Genomic DNA, 18,923 nt, shown 5'->3' with positions numbered 1-18,923 from the left:
TGTCTAAACGTTTTCGGAATTAGCGGCTGTTTTAATGGCCTTTTTTATTCTTGTATACGTTCCACAGCGACAGATGTTACCGTTCATGGCATCTTCAATCTCTTCATCTGAAGGATTAGGATTTCTTTTCAACAAGGCGGAGGCTGACATTATCTGTCCTGCTTGGCAATAACCACATTGAGGTACATCAATTTCTAACCAAGCATTTTGAACTGGATGATCGCCGTTGTCAGACAAACCTTCAATGGTTGTGATTTCTTGTTCACCAACCGCTGAAACTGGAAGTTGACAGGAGCGAACCGCATTGTCACCCAAATGTACCGTACAGGCACCACATTGGGCAATACCGCAGCCGTATTTTGTGCCTACTAATTTTAGATGATCTCGTAAAACCCAAAGCATAGGAGTAGTAGGATCTATATCTACTTCTTGGGTTTTTCCATTGATTTTTAGATTGAAGTTTGCCATGATTTTCGTGTAAGTATGTGAATATATAGAATATACAAAATTTATTGTTCTCGGCATGATATGGCACCGTTAAATACTACCGTAGCACACCAATCTTTTGAAGCCAATTTTTCACTTCAGATTTTACTTCTACCGCCCTGTCCTCCTTAATGTACAAATAAACGCCATCGCGTCCTATTCCTCCCTTAATCGAGAATACTTCCAACATGGTGCTGTTAGGGCACAATTTTCCTATTGTTTGTAAGCTGCTTCCCAACCCGTATCCTGCGTGAGTATTAAAGGGAACAACCGTCCTACCCGTTAAATCGTAATCATTTAAAAAACTTTGTACAGGGGGCGGCAACTGCATCCCCCACGTAGGAAAACCCAAAAATATAGTGTCATATTTAGCTAGTTCTATTTTAGTATTCAAAGGAGGTAGAAAACCACTTTCGTTTTCTTCAGAAACTTGTTTTACAATGGCGTTATAATCTGCGGGATAGGGGTTTTGAAGTTCTAAAGGAATCAAATCCCCGCCTACTTCCATGTGTATCATTTCGGCAACGGCCTTAGTGTTTTTTGTCCGCGATAGATAGACAATGATAGTCCTGTTGGTCTCTTGCGCTTCTAAACTTAGACTACAAAAAATTAGCAAAGTGACTAAAAGCTTTTTACGAAACATGCTTACTTTATTCTTAGAAAATTAATTTAAAAAGTCTTGAAAGTGTAACCGTACTTAATTACTGAGGTTTTCAGCGACTTCATCATAATATTCTTGCGTAAGCACCTCGGTCCAAGTGGTCGGATTTTCTCCTCCATATATGGCTAAATAAGTAACATCACTTTCTTTGGTGGAAGAATGCCAATGCTCTATATCTTTTTCACATCTAAGGACATCGCCTTCTTTAAGAATGATTGGGTCTTTTCCGCGTTCCTGATAGTACCCTTGGCCCTCAACATAAATCAAGACTTGAGCGGAGTCGTGCTTGTGCCAGTCTAGCGTAGAATTTGCCTTAAAGTTGGCTTTGGTTATATGAAAGTTTAAATCTCCTTCTACCTCTAGTACTCCATTTAACCAGGCCTCACCAATATAATGTGTATTTGGAGCCTTAAAGCCCTCGTCTTGATAGGATGAGATAGCATAATCTTCTTGTTGGGCGAAAGTGACTAGGGGGATAATAATAAGTATTGTTGTAATTAGATTTTTCATTTTTTCGATACTTTATTTAGTTTACTATTAAAGAACTCATTTATAATTTTCTCCTTTTATTGATTCGTTTACTACTGCTTCCAAAACTGAAGTCAGAAGCGTGCTAAATAAAATCATTCTGATCTTACTTTAATTTTACTCAATCCAAAAATACCTAAAGAAAATAGGAATTGTAATACCCAAATTACGGATGTTCGTACCATTATTACGGATTGAAAGAGATTCGTTTGCTGTTCTGGTAATCAGTAACTTATCTTTAACTGAAAATTTAGAAGGTCATGCAGAACATTTTAGAAATCAATACAGTTGCCGATTATTTGAAATTACGTAATTATGGGGTATTGCATCCATTGGTCGGTATTGTCGATTTTAACAAGGTGGATAAATCCGGCTCTACAAAACCCGAATATGATGGTTTTCATTTTAAATGCTTCGCAATTTTTTTAAAGGATGCCGAGGGATGCAAATTGAAATATGGCGGCAAAGACTATGATTATGATGAAGGCACCCTTGTTTTTATGGCCCCAGGCCAAAATGTGAAATTTGGCGACTACGACCCCGATTATATGCCCAAAGGCTATGCCATGATTATTCATCCTGATTTATTGTTAGGTACGGATTTGGCCAGAAAAATGAATCAGTATAGTTTTTTCTCCTATGCCAGCCATGAGGCGTTACATTTGTCTGCCAAAGAGCGCAAGATCCTTTTAAGCTTGATCGATAAAATTCAATATGAACTGGAGCAAAACCTAGACAAACACAGCAAGAAATTGATTGTTGCCAACATAGAACTGTTTTTAGATTATTGCCTGCGATTTTATGATCGCCAGTTTTTGACACGCGAAGTAGCACACCAAAGTTCCTTGGAAAATTTCGAAACGCTGCTGAATGAATATTTCAACTCTGAAAAACCCCAGAAACACGGACTTCCTTCTGTAAGCCATTTTGCCGAACATTTGCATTTGAGCGCAAACTACTTTGGGGATCTGGTCAAAAAGGAAACGGGCTATTCCGCCCAAGAATACATACAGAACAAACTCATTGACGTGGCCAAGGAAAAGATCTTCGACCCCAATAAATCGGTCAGTGAAATCGCTTACGAGTTAGGCTTTAAATATCCGCAACATTTTAGCCGATTGTTCAAACAAAAAGTGGGGCATTCGCCACAGGAATTTAGATTACTCAATTAGTGCCTTGATTATGAAAAATCATCAAACGAATTTAGAATAGTTTTAAGGCTTAGGTAGTACTTTTATAAATCCTCATTTCATGCACTACCGATTGATACCATAGTTCTTAGGTCGGATTTTTTCAGTTGTTCGAAAGGATATGGATTAACCTGCTGCCTATATTACAATCTTTTACAATATTGCCATATTTATTTTTATTTATATGCTGTAGATAATTGCTTGGTAAGGTTTCAGAAAAATGCTAATACCTTTAATGGAGGTTTCGGTATAATTGTTAATAATGACATTTTCTGAGTTAATTCCTTTGAGTTCCTCTAGTTCGATGTCAGATTCGGTTTCCGAGAAATTAAGCAGCACCAAGAATTTCTTTCCATCCAGCTCTCGTGTATATGCATATATTTCTTCATGTTCGGGTTGTAGTAACGTATAGGACCCATAGACTAAAACGGGGTTTTCTGTGCGAAGAGCCGTCATCTTTTTGAAATGGGTAAGCACCGAATTTGGATCACCTTCTTGTAATGCTACATTGATTTCTTTATAGTTTGGATTGACTCTTTTCCAAGGGGTACCGGTCATGAATCCTGCATGTTCTGTAGCGTCCCATTGCATTGGGGTACGACCGTTTTCACGAGAACTATAGTTCAGAACTTTCATGAGGGCTTCTATATTTTCATTGGCCGCCTAGGCACCTTTGTATTTTCCTTTTGCATCGATGTCTACATATTCTTCAATAGTGGGCATATCCATGTTCGTCATACCCAGCTCGTCGCCGTAATACATGTAGGGCGTTCCCCGCATGCTTAACAAAAAGGTGTTCAACAATTGAGTGGATAAGATTTTATGGAGCTTAGATACCTTAATATAATATTGAAGTTAAAGCAACCCATAAATAGAAATGTTCTGTAAAAGAATGAAGGAGTATCAAAACAGACCAATTTGTATCAAACAATACCGAGCCTAATTTAAACCCGGTTTTGAGTGCAAATTGCGTGCAAATAAAAAAGCTTCACAAGATAAAACTCTGTGAAGCCCTTTGTTTACTGGTGGAGAATACCGGATTCGAACCGGTGACCTCTTGCCTGCCAGGCAAGCGCTCTAGCCAACTGAGCTAATCCCCCAAAGAGCGGCAAAGGAACTACTTTTTAACACGCTATCAAAGAAATCTTAATCTTTCTTCACACTTAAAATTAAGACAGGAATCGGAGCAGCGAATTCTGATTTTAAGATGGTACTCTTTTCCCATAACTTTTTAAAAAAACCTCTTTTTCGCCTAAAAACGCATAACAAATCTGGATGTTTGGATTGAAAATGCTCTAAAACACCAAGATACGTGGTGGCATTTTCGGTGATTGTTAGCTGAGAGCTTATATCCATTAAAGCCGTATTGACTTTCAAATCATCGTCGGAATAACCCGGAGTCTTTACCAATAACAGGTTTACATTAGACCGATGCTTATTGCAGATATTAACCAAGGGGTCCAAGATTCTTTTACGCTTTACGATACCCGATTTGAATGCTACTAAAACACTTCTAAAACTCTTATATTTGGTTCCCTTAGGCACCACCAATGTTGGGATGTCTGTCCGTTTTATAATACCCCCAGAAGTACTTCCTAAGTAAAGTTCTTCCTGTATATCATTACTACGCGGAGCGAGAATAATAAGATCAATCCCAATTTCTTTATCAATATCGTTTAAGCCATCTACCAGTTCTCCTTTGTAGGTGACCACTTTAATCTCAACACCTTTGTTTTCTATTTGAGAAATGACCCCTTTTAGACGCTCCTTTCCTTTTTCAGCAATTTTTTCTGAAACATTAGCTAATGTACCTGCCTTAGCTACTGCGCTAAACACTTCCATTACATAAATACGGGCTCCGAAATCCGAAGCAAAATCTACTGCATATTGCAGAGTTTCGTGAGCATCTGAAGAAGTACCGATAGGAACAAGGATATTGGTCATAACTGATATATTGATTATTACTCTAAATTTACAATTAAATTAAATTTATTTTATGATTGAGCCTGCAAAGATATCGGAAATTCCAGATATTCTTACTCTATGCGATGCCTGTCGCCTGGATATGGAGGCGAAAGGCATCTTTCAATGGACCGTTGACTATCCCAATGAAAGGCAATTTATAAAAGATATCCAACGAAAGGAGTTATTTGTATTGAAGCAACAGCATATTATTATTGGCTGCATAGTACTGTCATTTCTTATGGACGAAGAATATGCCGCTGTAACATGGTTAACCAAAAATAGCTCCCATTTATATATACATCGGTTAGCAATTCACCCGAACTATCAAGGAAAGGGTTTTGCGCAACAATTAATGGATTTTGGAGAAAATCACGCGAGAAGCAAGCAGTTTACTTCGGTACGATTGGATACCTTTAGCCAAAATAAACGAAACCAATATTTTTACGAAAAACGCGGATATCAAAAATTAGAGGATATCTATTTTCCCGATCAAAGCGAACACCCGTTTCATTGTTATGAACTCCTCCTTTAAATACCTTAGTTGAAAACTACTATCAATCTTAAGAATATAAATAAATTGGCTATTCCAGCCACTATTGCCGGGATAGCTGAACCCCTATTGTCTATTACCGATACGGCCATTGTTGGGAATATACCCGTAGACGGCCTAGAATCTTTAGCCGCTGCAGGAATCGTAGGTTCCTTTTTATCTATGCTCATTTGGATTTTAGGACAGACCCGTAGCGCTATTTCGGCCATTATCTCCCAATACCTCGGAGCCGGAAAACTAGAAGATGTAAAATCCTTACCGGCACAGGCCATCTATTTAAACATTGGGCTAAGCATACTTATTTTAATATCCACCATTTTTATAGTGGAAGACATTTTTAGACTGTTAAATGCATCGGGTAAAATACTACAGTATTGTATCAGTTACTATTCTATTCGCGTTTGGGGATTTCCGTTGACTTTATTCGTTTTTGCCATAATGGGGATTTTCAGAGGGCTTCAAAACACATATTGGCCCATGATGATCGCTATTGTTGGTGCTGTTGTGAATGTGGTTTTAGATTTTATCCTTGTTTTTGGCATAGAAGGCTGGATAGAGCCGTTGTACTTGGAAGGTGCCGCCTATGCCAGTTTAACAGCACAAGGAGTAATGGCGATTATGGCGTTCGTGCTGTTAGTTACGAAAACAAAAATAAGCCTTAAGTTTACATTTCCCATACATCCGCAACTAGGTCGATTAGTTATCATGAGCCTTAATCTTTTTGTGCGTGCCATAGCTCTGAATACAGCCATGATACTTGCTGTGCGAGAGGCTACCGCTATGGGAGACAAATATATTGGAGCGCATACGATCGCTATTAATATATGGCTCTTTTCCGCCTTTTTTATAGACGGATATGGTGCTGCTGGAAACATCATGGGAGGTAGACTATTAGGCGCGAAAGACTATAACGGCCTTTGGGGCCTATCTAAAAAAATTGTGCTTTATGGTAGTTGCGTAAGCTTAGTGCTTATGGTATTGGCATTTGCTTTCTACTACCCAATCGGTTTTATTTTTTCTAAAGAAAATGTAGTATTGGAAGCCTTTTATGGTGTATTTTTTATTGTTATCCTTGGTCTCCCCATCAATACCGTAGCCTTTGTTCTTGACGGTTTGTTCAAAGGACTAGGAGAAATGCGCTATCTCAGGAATACCCTACTTATAGCTACATTTATAGGCTTTATCCCTATGCTGTTTCTAGGAAAATTCATGGGTTGGAACCTTACCGGAATATGGATAGCTTTTTCCGTTTGGATGTTGATTAGAGGCGGTGCCCTAGTCTGGAAGTTTCGGAAAAAATTTAGACCATTGTTACATGCAGAATGAGAAGGGTCCAAAACAATACCTATTGAACTTTCTTCCTAAATTATACAATTACTGTTGCACGTTAACTTACCTAACAAGTCCTTACCTTTAAACCCAAACCTTGAATTTTAAACATTGAATCCTAAGCATATGACAACGAATAGACCTAACGGAAGCTTGTATACAAAAATAGAAAACCAAATTGCAACAATAGAGTTTGGACACCCTGCAAGTAACTCGTTTACCTCAGACCTTTTGGATAGGCTAACGGCAGAATTAGATTCTCTTTCCGATAACGATACGGTCAGCGTAATCTTACTCAAATCCGAAGGTAAGAAAGCATTTTGTGCAGGTGCTTCCTTTGATGAATTATTGCAGGTATCAAATCTGCAAGAGGGCGTGGTTTTTTTTAGTGGATTTGCCAACGTTATCAATGCAATGCGCCGTTGCAAAAAGGTAATCATTGGTCGTATTCAGGGCAAAGCCGTAGGTGGTGGGGTAGGTTTAATTTCCGCTTGTGATTACGCTTTCGCTCTTGAAGCTGCGTCCGTAAAACTATCTGAACTATCTATTGGCATAGCACCTTTAGTTATTGCTCCAGCAGTGGAACGTAAAATAGGAACTGCCGCAATTTCCGAGCTGTCACTAGCTGCTACGGAATGGAAAACCGCATATTGGGCACAAGAAAAAGGCCTGTACGCCAAGGTTCTTGACAATCTAGAGGACTTGGACAAGGAAGCTGATTATTTCACACACAAACTATCGACTTACAATCCGGCTGCTTTATTAGCGTGGAAAAAGGCACTTTGGAACAATACAGAACATTGGGATACATTATTAACGGAAAGAGCTAAAATTACAGGTAGTCTGGTGCTATCTGAGTTTACTAAAAAAGCATTGGAAAAATTTAAGAAAAAGTAGTTAAGAAATGACTTTTTACACGACTAAGGCCTTAAACATATGGCTTTATTCAGATACTAAACATAAGGCAGCATCGTTCTTAAATCAGAAAATATTTTAATAGTATGGAACTTTTAAACTTTTTAAACAGCGACCTGATTCTCCCCATTGGAATGCTTATTGCCATTGTTTTTTATATAGGTGGCAGAATACGCAACAACAGACGGTACAAACGTTAACCCTAAATGATCCGTAAAAGAATGCAACTTTGGATACTCTTTTATTTCCTACTGTTCGCACTGGGATCTTTTCTGGGGTATTTATCCTGGCAGCAGTACCAAAAAACCCAAGATTTATTGAACAAAGGTATCCGTGCTGAGGCAAATGTAGTGGCTTACGAGACCTCTCGAGGTAAAAACTCAACCTTATACGCGCCAGTATTCGAGTTTCAAAATCGCTCACAAGAGTTAGTCAATTTCACCAGTTCGGTTAAGAGTAGTCCGCCTGCCTATGATATTGGTGAACAAGTAAACATTGTATATAATACTAGAAATCCCCAAGATGTTAAAATCGTTTCATTTTGGGGCCTGTATGCTGCGAGCGTTATCCTACTCATGGTTGCCAGTCCGTTGCTCGTTATTGGTGGTTCGTACTTACTTTTTATTAGTGGCTAAAAGTATAGCGTTATCTAGAAGAATAGCCTTTTGTAGATAATGTCCATTTTAAATCGACTAGAGAGAAAATTTTATGCTACCAGAACGTTTAGCTAACTACAATCCTTAAAGAAAGTCACAACAGTTGCATCCTTTCTTTCAAAGGACGAACATTGCCTAAAGAAGCATCAAAGTCTTCGAGAACCAACAAACAGAAAATATCGGTGTACTTTGAAAACCCAAAATAGGCTCAATATTTTACTAAAATTCGTAGGATAGTTAATACTGGTTTGAAAAATGGGCTGAATGGCACTCAAGCATTGAATCTAATCGCTAAATTTGAACTTAACCTGATTAGTTGCCTTATACTAAAAACAGTAACGATAAGTTAAATGAAAATAAAAAAAATAATCGCGCTCTTATGTGTTATCCTGTTTTTATCCTGTAAAGGTGAAAATAATAACGCTGCAACCATAAAAGCAGCGACAGAATTAATTACGCCGCCGCAATTAACAATAGAAGAAGCTAACAGATTGGCATTGCTGCCCTTAACATGTATGGATATAGAATATCCGAATAAATTAAATCAATCATTACAAGATTCGACGGCCTATGGAACACCAAAAGAACTACACCCTGCATTTTATGGTTGTTACGACTGGCACTCCGCGGTACACGGTCACTGGTCGCTTGTTAGGTTACTTAAGCAATTTCCAAAACTTAACAACGCTTCAGAAATTCGTGAAAAACTTAGTCGATCCATCACAAAAGAGAATATAGCAATTGAAGTAGCCTATTTTAAAATTGAAGGTAATGCTTCATACGAACGCACTTATGGTTGGGCATGGGTACTTAAGTTGGCTGAAGAACTTCATAATTGGGACGACCCGTTGGCAAGAGCTCTAGAAGAAAATATGAATCCCCTAACCACCTTGATGACCGAATCTTTTATTGATTTTTTACCTAAACTAAGTTATCCCATTCGTGTAGGTGAACATACAAACACAGCATTTGCCCTTTCTTTCGCCCTAGATTATGCACGGCTTTTAAATAATAAAGAATTAGAAGAAGCTATTCTAACGTGCGTAGAACGTTTTTATATTAAAGATACCGAGATTGTTGGAGGTTGCCCATTAGAATGGGAGCCAAGTGGTTTTGACTTTTTATCACCATGTTTAGAAGAAGCCAACTTAGTGAGTAAAGTGTTGCCTGCAGATAAGTATAAAATATGGCTACAAGCCTTTTTACCAAAATTGCTAAAACCAAATTTTAGTTTAGTGCCGGGAAAAATAAAAGACCGCACCGATGGAAAATTAGTACATTTAGATGGGTTAAATTTTAGTAGGGCTTGGTGTTTGTATGGTATTACTAAAAAATTACCCGAATTAGAACATTTGAAGAATATTGCTGCTAGTCATTTAATATATTCATTACCTAACATAGTAGATGAAAATTATGGAGGTACACATTGGCTTGGTAGTTTTGCTATTTATAGCTTAAACAAATCAGAAGAATAGTTTGGTCAAAAAAAAATGAGCTCTGGGCTTTTAGTTGCTCCTGCATTTGTTGGCCCAAGAAAGGTTTCAACATGCACTTTGGTTAGTGTAGGTTCTAGCTATGCTTTACTTCAGGAAATGCCATTATTATAATATAACCACAATTATTCTTCAAGAAATGTCAGCACGCTTAGCTATAATTACCAATAAAAGGGGTGCAAATGTAATATAGGCAGAATTAAAAAATCCTATTTTTAAGAATGAAAGCTAATTGAATGGCTTGGAAAGGGTGAAAACAAAATGAACTGACACTGTCATACAAGGTTACCAAAAGAAGAAAACCTAATATCCATTTCTAACCTCTTAAGAAGTAAAATCATCACATACTAATACGTATTAAATTTCATTTCTTCTTTTTTAAGTATTTAACCTGATGGGATTTTTTCGATTATTAAACGGAAATCTAGTATTTCCTATTCTTGCCTTATTTGTTTTGATAATCTATTTTGGAAAAAAGGTAAGGTCCCAAAAAAAGTATAAAAGATAAATACATCTTTTACGCAACGTTTTGTTCATAGTACATCTCTTAAGCAGATAGATTTATGTGGTCAAAATCGTTTCTTATCTTACTAGTTTTTCTTCAATTTGGTTGCACGAACGAAGATGATTCAACCGTACGCGATTGTGAAGCCGATGTGTGTACTTAAAATTTTGTCACCCTTTCTGTAACCGTTAAAGATGCATCTGGTATTAAAATACCGCTTGATCGTTTTCGGGTTATAGTAGTTGATTCAGGTGAAGATTTAACACTGGACCTCGATTCAAATACATACGGCAACTTTAGCGATTCTGGTTTTTATCCTATTTTCAATGATAGCTACCGCTTAAAATACCAAAATAAGTCCGCCACTATTGAGTTCAGGGGTTTCATTGCCGATAAAGCTGTCGTTACATCACAATTCAAAGTTGGTGCCGACTGTTGCCATGTGCTATTACTTCCTGGAAATACCGACATTGTTTTAGATTGATACCTCCCCTGTAGATCCGTTCAAAGATTTACTACCTTTGCTTTTTAATCGAATTTCATGGGCAACATACGTATTACCAAACAGTTTAATTTTGAAACCGGTCACGCCCTTTATGGTTATGATGGCAAATGCCGTAATGTTCACGGACATAGCTATAAACTTTCTGTTACGGTTATCGGCAAGCCTATAACCGATACTACCCATGTGAAATTGGGAATGGTCATAGATTTTACCGATCTGAAAAAAATTGTAAAAGAAGAAATAGTTGACAAATTTGATCACGCCACAGTATTCAATAAAAACACACCACATATAGAGTTGGCAAAGGAACTCATTGATCGCGGGCATAATGTAATACTTGCCAATTACCAGCCCACTAGTGAGAATATGGTCATAGATTTCTCTAAAAAAATAGCAGACAGACTACCTGAGAATATTAAACTGCATTCCTTAAAACTTCAAGAAACAGAGACCTCTTTTGCAGAGTGGTTCGCTAGCGATAATCACTAATACCATAGTTTGCCAAAAATTAAAGTGCCCGGACGTTTAAACGTCCGGGCACTTTAATTAAATGCTATACCGTCAGAAGTACTAAAAATCCTTAGGCAATTTCTTCCAAAATCTGCTGGGTTTCCAAATCATTTTTAATCTCATCGCGCTGCTCGCGGATGATTTCACGTATGCGATGCGGTACCATTGTATCTGTCAAAAGTTCATTATACTCAGAAATGGCAGACTTATCTCCTCTAACCGATTCTTCTAGCATAGCTTCATCTGTATCGCTAGTAAAAAAGGTTTTCGTGTCCATCCACATCCTATGCATTGTTCCTTTTACCGAACCATCTATTTCCATAGTTCCAGTCTGCAATGCCGGTGTGGCATTATGTAGTGTTTTTATAAATAGCTTGCGCTTTTGCGCACGTTGCTCAAAATAATTTTTGATTCCACGTTCTTTTGCATTTTCAGCTGCTTTTTCAAAGCCCTTAACAGAATCTTCATTTTTCTCGATTATCTGTTTTATTCTATTCTCAATATTCTTAATATCGTCGTTCATTTGGTATTGTTTAAATTAATAACGGTAACTCTTACCGCTCTCATTTCAATATACAATTTAAGAATGCCTGATATTGACACGTATCAAATGATTATTGATTCATTTGCCAAAGCAAAACGCGATTCTGCTATATTTGTAGCCTAAATGAAAGCTATACCCGTACCCAAAGGCAAAAAAGTATATTTCTCAAGTGATAATCACTTGGGAGCTCCTACCATGTCCGAAAGTTTACCGCGCGAGAAAAAATTTGTAGCCTGGTTGGATGAAATCAAGAAAGATGCAGCAGCTATTTTTTTACTTGGTGACCTTTTCGACTTTTGGATGGAATACAAAACCGTTGTTCCCAAAGGATTTACTAGAACCTTAGGGAAACTAGCAGAAATCTCTGATGCTGGAATTCCCATTTATTTCTTTGTAGGCAACCATGACCTTTGGATGAACGATTATTTTGAAAAAGAACTTAATATTCCCGTATTTCATAAACCGCAACAGTATACCATTAACGGTACCTCTTTTTTTATAGGCCATGGCGATGGTCTTGGTCCGGAAGACAAAGGCTATAAACGCATGAAAAAAGTATTTACAAATCCGTTTTGTAAATGGTTATTTCGTTGGTTGCATCCTGATATTGGGGTCCGGCTAGCACACTATTTATCTGTAAAAAACAAACTTATATCTGGAGATGACGATGCTCAATTTTTGGGAGCGGACAAGGAATGGTTGGTGCAATACTGCAAGCGAAAGCTAGAAACAAAGCACTACGATCATTTTATCTTTGGCCATAGACATCTTCCTCTTGAAATTGAATTAAATCAGAAATCAAAATACACCAACTTGGGCGATTGGATAAAATATTATACCTACGCCGAATTTGATGGCGAAACTTTACGGTTAAAAAAATATACAGAAAATAAAGTGACGGTTGATTAAAAACCAGCATACATCTTATTTAGCAATTATCACCATCCAAATCACAACTTTCACCAGACTCAATATTTTTCAATGGAGCAACTTGTTCAAAAACCTCTAAAAAAACCGAGCTCGGTTGCGCTCCACTGATGCCGTATTTATCATTAATAATAAAAAATGGTACGCCGGAGACACCGAGGTTCTGATAATGGGCGATTTCCTGTTTTACGGCATAAGCAATGGTATCATCGGCTAGTACTTCCTTCGTTTTCTTGCGGGTCCAGCCGAATTCTGCCATAATTGCGATGAGAACTTCAGTTGTATTTAGGTGTAAATTTTCGGTGAAATAAGCATACAAGAAGCGTTCTTTTAGTTGGGGCTTAAATCCTTCTTCCCCGGCTACATGAAGTAATTGATGCAAAGACAAGGTATTTACCGCCAACCAATTTTCGCCAAAATTAAATTCGATATTCAATTCTGCACCCACATCCATAAGCCGGTCTGTCATAGCCTTGGTTTTATCTAAATCGCCAAATTTTGATCTTAAATAGGTATCCCTATCAAAACCAGAAGGGGGAATAGTAGGGTCCAATTGAAACGGATGCCACGTAATTTCTACCGGTGCACCTTGCCATTGCTCCAGCGCAGACTCTAGCCTTCTTTTGCCGATATAACACCATGGGCAGGCCACGTCGGATACCACAGCTACCGTAATTGGTTTTGTTTGCATTATTTATAGTTTAAACTGGATTTTTAGTCGTGTATTTATAACAAAACTAACAAAAAGACAGACAAGATGCTTTGCTAAAAAGCAACGCAATTGGCATAAAAAAACCCTTCCAATTACATTGAAAGGGTTAGATTACATATATAAAGTTCGTTTACAACGTTCTCAGATATTCTGCAACATTCCTTGTTTCTTCCTCGGTAAGGTTTTGGTTGAGCATTATCGCATTGTTATATTCCTTTAATAAAGCTTTTGCAATCGGGTCCTCCTTCAACATGCCATCAGGATTGATAATCATATTCATTACCCATTCCGGACTTCTTCTGTCATACACACCTTTGAGCGCCGGGCCAATCATACGTTGTTCCGCCATGTGACAAGCAGTACAAATCGCTTGAAATTTCGCTTCACCCGCAGCCGCCATATCTGTATTAATGTCCGCATCAAAGCTAACCGAGGTAAAGGGACCTACTCCTTTATTGTCCATGTCTACCGGAACAGTTTCAGAAACAGCTTCTTTTTTTACTTCTTTTTTGGCACGGTTCATTTCAAAACCTTCCTTTTTTTCTTCTTTCTTTTCTCCACAGCTTACCATTAAGGTACCTACTGCGACTAACATGAGTAATTTTCGCATTTTTACTATCTTTTAAACGTGATTCTTATATTTAAAACGAGCTACTAAGATACTAATTTTTATACGTAACATGGTTAAAAAATGCCTCGGATATATCACCCGTAGACAGCATTAATCACGCTCATGAACCGCTATATCTTTTGACAAGTCCAATTTCCTAAATGTTGGGGAGACCAAAGCGGTAATCCCAACCGTAAGTAAGGTCATTGACCCTCCAAATACGACTGCAGTTACGGTACCCATAAGTTTGGCCGTTGCCCCACTCTCAAATGCACCTAACTCATTGGACGACCCTACAAACATAGAGTTGACAGACGCTACCCTTCCCCGCATATTATCCGGTGTCTTTAATTGTAAAATGGTCTGGCGAATAATCATAGAAACGCCATCAACGGCTCCACTTAAGAACAGTGCAATTACTGACAGCCAGAAGTAAGTAGAAAGTCCAAAAACAATAATACAAACACCAAAAGCAGCTACCGCCCAGAGTAATTTTTTACCCGCCTTCTTATGTAAGGGGAAACGTGTTGCACCCAACATGGTTATGGCGGCTCCTACCGCAGGAGCCGCCCGTAGGATACCGAATCCTTCCGAACCTACCTGTAAAATATCTTGTGCGAAAATGGGCAATAAGGCAACCGCACCACCAAAAAGTACCGCAATCATATCCAAGGTCAATGCCCCAAATACCGCCTTTGTTTTAAAGACAAATTGTAAGCCTTCTTTTAAGCTATCAAAAACAGGTTCGCCAATTTTAGGATTTAAAATGGGTTTTTTATCGATTTGAAATAATAATAGCAAGGCCAATATAGAGAACCCGACGATAACGCACATAGACCAATGCACGCCAATAATACTTATTGAAAATCCTGCCAATGCAGGACCTAAGACAGAAGCCATTTGCCAGGTAGAGCTGCTCCAAGTAGCAGCATTGGGATAAATTTTCTTTGGCACCAGTAGCGCAATTAAAGAGAATATCGTTGGACCTAAAAAGGCGCGTACCAAGCCGCCCAAAAATACCAAACCATAAATTCCGTACAGTATACTTTTGGCTTCCCACTCGCTTTCTAGCCCAGGCCAGCTTAATAAAAAAAGTCCTAAACTGATGACCGAAAATCCTAGGATACATTTAATCAACAAGTTTCGTTTCTCCTTTTGGTCAACAATATGTCCGGCAAATAATGCCATGCCTACGGCAGGAATCACCTCCATTAAACCTATGATACCCAAAGAAAGTGGGTCCTTGGTCATAGTATATACCTGCCATTCTATAACAATAAACTGCATAGACCATGCGAAAACCATGGCAAAACGTACACCTAAAAATATATTGAATTCCTTAAAGCGTAATGCAGCGTAGGGGTCCATTTCTTTGATAAAAGTTTGCCAAATATACGTTTTGAGCGATAGGGCGCTGATTTTTTTATGTAAAAAAACCAAATGAAAATCTGCGTTTTATGGTCACTGTAGTTGCTCGGGTATTCTACCAAAGCTAAAATTCTGGCTGAATACCTTTTAATCATACTTGCTTTTGGGTTTATACCCAATTAAACAGGGAGAACTTTAGTTTATCAATAAAAACTAAATATTAAGAAGTATGGTTTGCAATAATATACTATATTCGTAACCAGTTACGTAAATAGAAACTTATATGATTTATGATTCTTTGGGCGAAATGGCCTTGGGCACACGATTACGCATGTTGAGCGAAACGGTGACAAAAGATGCGACAAAACTCTATGCACTATATGGCGTAGATTTAAAACCGAATTGGTTCCCGGTTTTTTATGTGCTAACACAAGAAACAACAGAAAAGTCCATAACGGCTATCGCCGATCAGATAGGACATTCCCATCCATCGGTCGTAAAAATTGTTCGCGATATGGAAAAAGCAAACCTAATTGCGAAAACAAAAGATAGATCGGACAAAAGAAAACAACTCATTTGTTTAACAAAAACCGGACAACAGATAGCCAAAGATATCCAAAAACAGTATCTCGATGTTAATAGTGCCATCATGGATTTATTCCAACAAAGCACCCATAACATTTGGCAGGGTATCCTAGAGCTGGAATATTTACTGAATGATAAAACCTTGTTCGATAGGGTATTGGAACAGAAAAAATTACGGGAATCCGCGAGCATTAAAATTATACCCTATACCGATAACTACCAAGCCGATTTTAAACTGCTCAATGAAGCTTGGATACGACGATACTTTAAAATGGAAGATTCCGATTACAAAGCCTTGGATTTTCCAAAGGATTATATCTTGAATAAAAGTGGGGCAATTCTTGTAGCGCTTGATAACAAGCAAGTAGTAGGGGTTTGTGCCTTGCAAAAACTGGAAAATCATCCATATTCCTATGAACTGGCAAAAATGGCCGTTTCCCCAGCGTCACACGGCAGGGGAATAGGGTACCTGCTGGGAAAGGCAATTCTTAACAAAGCAAAAGAACTGGGCGCGGACCATGTGTACCTGGAAAGTAACACCATTTTGACTCCGGCCATAAAACTATATCGAAAACTAGGGTTCAAAAAAGTATCCGGTTTACCTACTCCATACGAGCGTTGTAATATACAGATGGTTGTAGAACTGTAGTGCAGCAATTAGTAACCCGAATAAATGGTATATTCCCTAGCAAAACATACTTCTAAAGAACATGGAACTTCTTATAGCAATGCCTCATTTGAATCTTTTCCGATGTTCATGCGCTATACGGTAATTTCTATTCTATTTTTTTCTGGGTCTAAAACCACGCTTTCATAGTAGCCGTCCCCTGTTGTCCTTGGATTTCCAACTACTGTAAATCCATCCGTTCTCAGTTTTTCGGTAAGTGTATTAACTTGTTCTTTGGAGCCAACAGATACTGCGAAATGACTTATTCCTAAATATTCCATTGCTCGGTTTTCAACAAAAGTGATCTCGGGTTTCTGCATCAATTCTAATCGGCAACCCGTACCAAAACTCAAAAAATAAGAAGTGAAATTCTTTATAGGATTGTGATATTTTTCTCCTGAAGCAGCACCAAAATAGGTCTTATAAAATTGACGCATCAATTCTAAATCAGACACCCAAATAGCTATATGCTCTATTTTCATTTGATATCTTTTAATTTTAATTGAAGACTTATATTCCCTTTCCACTCGTTCTCATCAATAGAAAACACTGCGCTAAAGGGTTTTCTACTGGTTACCAGTGGTAATTTATCCCCTAAATTAAAGCCTATTCCCCCTATCTTATATCGATCGTTTTGTGCCACTGAAATTTTGAGGTGCGCCCCTTCGGCTCCAACTTCTTTAGCGTATCCTGTATCTACCAAGTTTTCTGCCATAAACGTAGGACTCATATTTCCTGGGCCAAATGGTGCAAACTGCTTCAAAATACGCATCAATTTTGGGGTGATATCACTTAATTGGATGATGGCATCAACCGTTATCTCCGGCACCAATAATTGTGGGTCTATAGATTCCTTGACTACTTTTTCAAATTGATGTTTAAAGTTATTATACTGTTCTTCCAATAAAGTAAGTCCAGCTGCATATTTATGCCCTCCAAACTGTTCAATATAATCGGAACAACCTTCTAAAGCATTGTAGACATCAAAACCCTTTACCGATCTTGCAGATGCAGCCAACTTATCACCGCTTTTCGTAAAGACCAATGTGGGTCTATAATACGTTTCCGTTAATCTTGACGCCACAATTCCAATTACCCCTTTATGCCAAGTCTCTTTATACACCACAGAGGTGAAGCCTTCTTCCTCTTGATTTTCCTGAATCTGAACAAGTGCTTCTTGAGTGATTTCTTGATCCAGGCCTCTACGATCCGTATTAAATCGCTCTATTTCAGCTGCAAATGTTGCAGCCTGTTCTATGTTGGTTTCCGTAAGCAAAGTTACCGCATGTTGTCCGTGCTTCATTCGGCCGGCCGCGTTGATTCTTGGAGCAATAATAAATACCACATCGGTAATGGTCAAGGTTGCTTTGTTTACTTGGTCGATAATGGCTCTAAAACCGATTCGCGGTGCTTCATTGATAACCTGTAGACCATAAAAAGCCAAAATTCGATTCTCCCCAGTTATTGGAACAATATCGGCCCCAATCGCAGTAGCCACTAAATCAAGGTATTGTGTTAGGTCATAGATTGTTTCTCCTTTTTGGGAACCTAATGCTTGTATCAGCTTAAAACCTACCCCGCAACCACATAATTCGTCATAAGGATATTCGCAATCGGACCTTTTTGGATCTAAAACAGCAACGGCATCGGGTAGCTTTTCTCCGGGTCTGTGGTGGTCGCAGATGATAAAATCAACCCCTTTTTCTTTTGCATAAGCCACTTTATCAATTGCCTTTACGCCGCAATCTAAAGCAATAATCAAAGTGAACCCATTGTCTTCCGCAAAGTCTATTCCTTTGTATGACACTCCGTAACCTTCTGCATACCGATCCGGAATATACGTAGCGACATTGGGATAATAGCTTAATAAATAGGAAGAAACCAAAGCTACGGCTGTTGTCCCATCCACATCGTAATCCCCAAAGACCAAAATATTCTCGTTGTTGGCTATTGCTGTCTTAATTCTTCTAACGGCAATATCCATATCCTTCATCAAAAAAGGATCGTGCAAATCCTCTAATTGCGGTCTAAAAAAGTTCTTCGCCTCTTCATAGGTATTTATTCCCCGTTGTAGTAATAATTGCGCAACCAAACCATCGACCTTTAGCGCTTCGGCTAACGCGTCCATCTGTTCTGATTCGGGTTTTGGTTTTATGGTCCAGCGCATGTGGTTGTTTTATACGTCATTGCGAACAAAGTGAAGCAATCTGTTGCTTG

The 18,923-nt window shown here is 38.3% G+C and carries 21 protein-coding genes and 1 tRNA gene; 9 read left to right on the top strand and 13 right to left on the bottom strand.

Annotated elements, in window-relative coordinates:
• Positions 1 to 3 precede the first annotated feature (3 nt).
• The 3 genes from MS6x_RS10855 to MS6x_RS10845 form a co-directional block, all read right to left on the bottom strand.
• Positions 4 to 468, bottom strand: coding sequence for a (2Fe-2S)-binding protein (locus MS6x_RS10855; protein ID WP_482601891.1), 465 nt, complete (start codon positions 466 to 468; stop codon positions 4 to 6).
• A gap of 76 nt (positions 469 to 544) precedes the next feature.
• A complete protein-coding gene (locus MS6x_RS10850; RefSeq protein WP_482601889.1) occupies positions 545 to 1,102 on the bottom strand; it encodes a flavodoxin in 558 nt (185 codons plus the stop codon).
• 81 nt (positions 1,103 to 1,183) lie between these two features.
• Positions 1,184 to 1,657 (bottom strand): cupin domain-containing protein, encoded by a 474-nt coding sequence (locus MS6x_RS10845; protein ID WP_482601887.1) that lies wholly within the window; start codon positions 1,655 to 1,657, stop codon positions 1,184 to 1,186.
• 278 nt (positions 1,658 to 1,935) lie between these two features.
• On the opposite strand from MS6x_RS10845, the gene MS6x_RS10840 reads away from it, so the two are divergent.
• The gene (locus tag MS6x_RS10840; RefSeq protein WP_482601885.1) at positions 1,936 to 2,847 is read left to right on the top strand and encodes a helix-turn-helix domain-containing protein; all 912 of its coding nucleotides are present in this window, start codon (positions 1,936 to 1,938) and stop codon (positions 2,845 to 2,847) included.
• Positions 2,848 to 3,045: 198 nt separating this feature from the next.
• Here MS6x_RS10840 and MS6x_RS10835 read toward each other — a convergent pair whose 3' ends face one another.
• The 4 genes from MS6x_RS10835 to MS6x_RS10820 all read right to left on the bottom strand — a co-directional run bounded on the left by MS6x_RS10835 (position 3,046) and on the right by MS6x_RS10820 (position 4,809).
• Positions 3,046 to 3,513, bottom strand: coding sequence for an alpha-amylase family glycosyl hydrolase (locus tag MS6x_RS10835; RefSeq protein WP_482607161.1), 468 nt, complete (start codon positions 3,511 to 3,513; stop codon positions 3,046 to 3,048).
• 15 nt (positions 3,514 to 3,528) lie between these two features.
• Positions 3,529 to 3,684 carry an alpha-amylase family glycosyl hydrolase gene (locus MS6x_RS10830; protein WP_482607160.1) on the bottom strand — a complete coding sequence of 52 codons (156 nt, stop codon included), beginning with the start codon at positions 3,682 to 3,684 and terminating at the stop codon, positions 3,529 to 3,531.
• Positions 3,685 to 3,888: 204 nt separating this feature from the next.
• A tRNA-Ala gene (locus MS6x_RS10825) sits at positions 3,889 to 3,965 on the bottom strand.
• 46 nt (positions 3,966 to 4,011) lie between these two features.
• Positions 4,012 to 4,809: a universal stress protein gene (locus MS6x_RS10820; RefSeq protein WP_482601883.1), complete on the bottom strand. Its 798-nt coding sequence runs from the start codon at positions 4,807 to 4,809 to the stop codon at positions 4,012 to 4,014.
• A gap of 52 nt (positions 4,810 to 4,861) precedes the next feature.
• Between MS6x_RS10820 and MS6x_RS10815 the strand changes: the two genes are divergently transcribed.
• The 6 genes from MS6x_RS10815 to MS6x_RS10790 all read left to right on the top strand — a co-directional run bounded on the left by MS6x_RS10815 (position 4,862) and on the right by MS6x_RS10790 (position 11,272).
• Positions 4,862 to 5,362 (top strand): GNAT family N-acetyltransferase, encoded by a 501-nt coding sequence (locus tag MS6x_RS10815; RefSeq protein WP_482601881.1) that lies wholly within the window; start codon positions 4,862 to 4,864, stop codon positions 5,360 to 5,362.
• Positions 5,363 to 5,371: 9 nt separating this feature from the next.
• On the top strand, positions 5,372 to 6,706 hold the full coding sequence (locus MS6x_RS10810; protein WP_482601879.1) for an MATE family efflux transporter: 1,335 nt from the start codon (positions 5,372 to 5,374) through the stop codon (positions 6,704 to 6,706).
• A gap of 129 nt (positions 6,707 to 6,835) precedes the next feature.
• A complete protein-coding gene (locus MS6x_RS10805) occupies positions 6,836 to 7,606 on the top strand; it encodes an enoyl-CoA hydratase/isomerase family protein (RefSeq protein ID WP_482601877.1) in 771 nt (256 codons plus the stop codon).
• 239 nt (positions 7,607 to 7,845) lie between these two features.
• Positions 7,846 to 8,259 carry a DUF3592 domain-containing protein gene (locus tag MS6x_RS10800; RefSeq protein ID WP_482601875.1) on the top strand — a complete coding sequence of 138 codons (414 nt, stop codon included), beginning with the start codon at positions 7,846 to 7,848 and terminating at the stop codon, positions 8,257 to 8,259.
• Between the two features lie 371 nt (positions 8,260 to 8,630).
• The gene (locus tag MS6x_RS10795; RefSeq protein WP_482601873.1) at positions 8,631 to 9,755 is read left to right on the top strand and encodes a DUF2891 domain-containing protein; all 1,125 of its coding nucleotides are present in this window, start codon (positions 8,631 to 8,633) and stop codon (positions 9,753 to 9,755) included.
• A gap of 1,064 nt (positions 9,756 to 10,819) precedes the next feature.
• Positions 10,820 to 11,272, top strand: a complete 453-nt coding sequence (locus tag MS6x_RS10790; RefSeq protein ID WP_482601871.1) for a 6-pyruvoyl trahydropterin synthase family protein — start codon at positions 10,820 to 10,822, stop codon at positions 11,270 to 11,272.
• 91 nt (positions 11,273 to 11,363) lie between these two features.
• Here MS6x_RS10790 and MS6x_RS10785 read toward each other — a convergent pair whose 3' ends face one another.
• Entirely contained in the window at positions 11,364 to 11,816 is a 453-nt protein-coding gene (locus MS6x_RS10785; RefSeq protein WP_482601869.1) for a ferritin-like domain-containing protein, read from the bottom strand.
• Between the two features lie 144 nt (positions 11,817 to 11,960).
• Here MS6x_RS10785 and MS6x_RS10780 point away from each other — a divergent pair, with 144 nt between their 5' ends.
• Positions 11,961 to 12,746 (top strand): UDP-2,3-diacylglucosamine diphosphatase, encoded by a 786-nt coding sequence (locus tag MS6x_RS10780; RefSeq protein ID WP_482601867.1) that lies wholly within the window; start codon positions 11,961 to 11,963, stop codon positions 12,744 to 12,746.
• Positions 12,747 to 12,765: 19 nt separating this feature from the next.
• Here the strand turns inward: MS6x_RS10780 and MS6x_RS10775 are convergent, their stop codons facing one another.
• From MS6x_RS10775 to MS6x_RS10765, 3 genes are all read right to left on the bottom strand, one after another.
• Complete coding sequence (locus MS6x_RS10775) at positions 12,766 to 13,455, bottom strand: DsbA family oxidoreductase (protein ID WP_482601865.1); 690 nt, start codon at positions 13,453 to 13,455, stop codon at positions 12,766 to 12,768.
• A gap of 151 nt (positions 13,456 to 13,606) precedes the next feature.
• Positions 13,607 to 14,086 carry a c-type cytochrome gene (locus MS6x_RS10770; RefSeq protein WP_482601863.1) on the bottom strand — a complete coding sequence of 160 codons (480 nt, stop codon included), beginning with the start codon at positions 14,084 to 14,086 and terminating at the stop codon, positions 13,607 to 13,609.
• A 111-nt stretch (positions 14,087 to 14,197) separates the two neighbouring features.
• A complete protein-coding gene (locus MS6x_RS10765; protein ID WP_482601861.1) occupies positions 14,198 to 15,454 on the bottom strand; it encodes an MFS transporter in 1,257 nt (418 codons plus the stop codon).
• 283 nt (positions 15,455 to 15,737) lie between these two features.
• Between MS6x_RS10765 and MS6x_RS10760 the strand changes: the two genes are divergently transcribed.
• Positions 15,738 to 16,688, top strand: coding sequence for a bifunctional helix-turn-helix transcriptional regulator/GNAT family N-acetyltransferase (locus MS6x_RS10760; protein WP_482601859.1), 951 nt, complete (start codon positions 15,738 to 15,740; stop codon positions 16,686 to 16,688).
• Positions 16,689 to 16,801: 113 nt separating this feature from the next.
• Here the strand turns inward: MS6x_RS10760 and MS6x_RS10755 are convergent, their stop codons facing one another.
• Both MS6x_RS10755 and recJ read right to left on the bottom strand, forming a co-directional pair.
• On the bottom strand, positions 16,802 to 17,188 hold the full coding sequence (locus MS6x_RS10755; RefSeq protein WP_482601857.1) for a VOC family protein: 387 nt from the start codon (positions 17,186 to 17,188) through the stop codon (positions 16,802 to 16,804).
• The gene (gene recJ, locus MS6x_RS10750; RefSeq protein ID WP_482601856.1) at positions 17,185 to 18,873 is read right to left on the bottom strand and encodes a single-stranded-DNA-specific exonuclease RecJ; all 1,689 of its coding nucleotides are present in this window, start codon (positions 18,871 to 18,873) and stop codon (positions 17,185 to 17,187) included. Before recJ ends, MS6x_RS10755 begins: the two co-directional genes overlap by 4 nt.
• Between the last annotated feature and the right edge of the window lie 50 nt (positions 18,874 to 18,923).

It is taken from the genome of Maribacter sp. MS6 (assembly GCF_056839185.1).
Note: the sequence above shows the minus strand (reverse complement) of the source record. Positions and strands in the feature narration are given on the sequence as shown.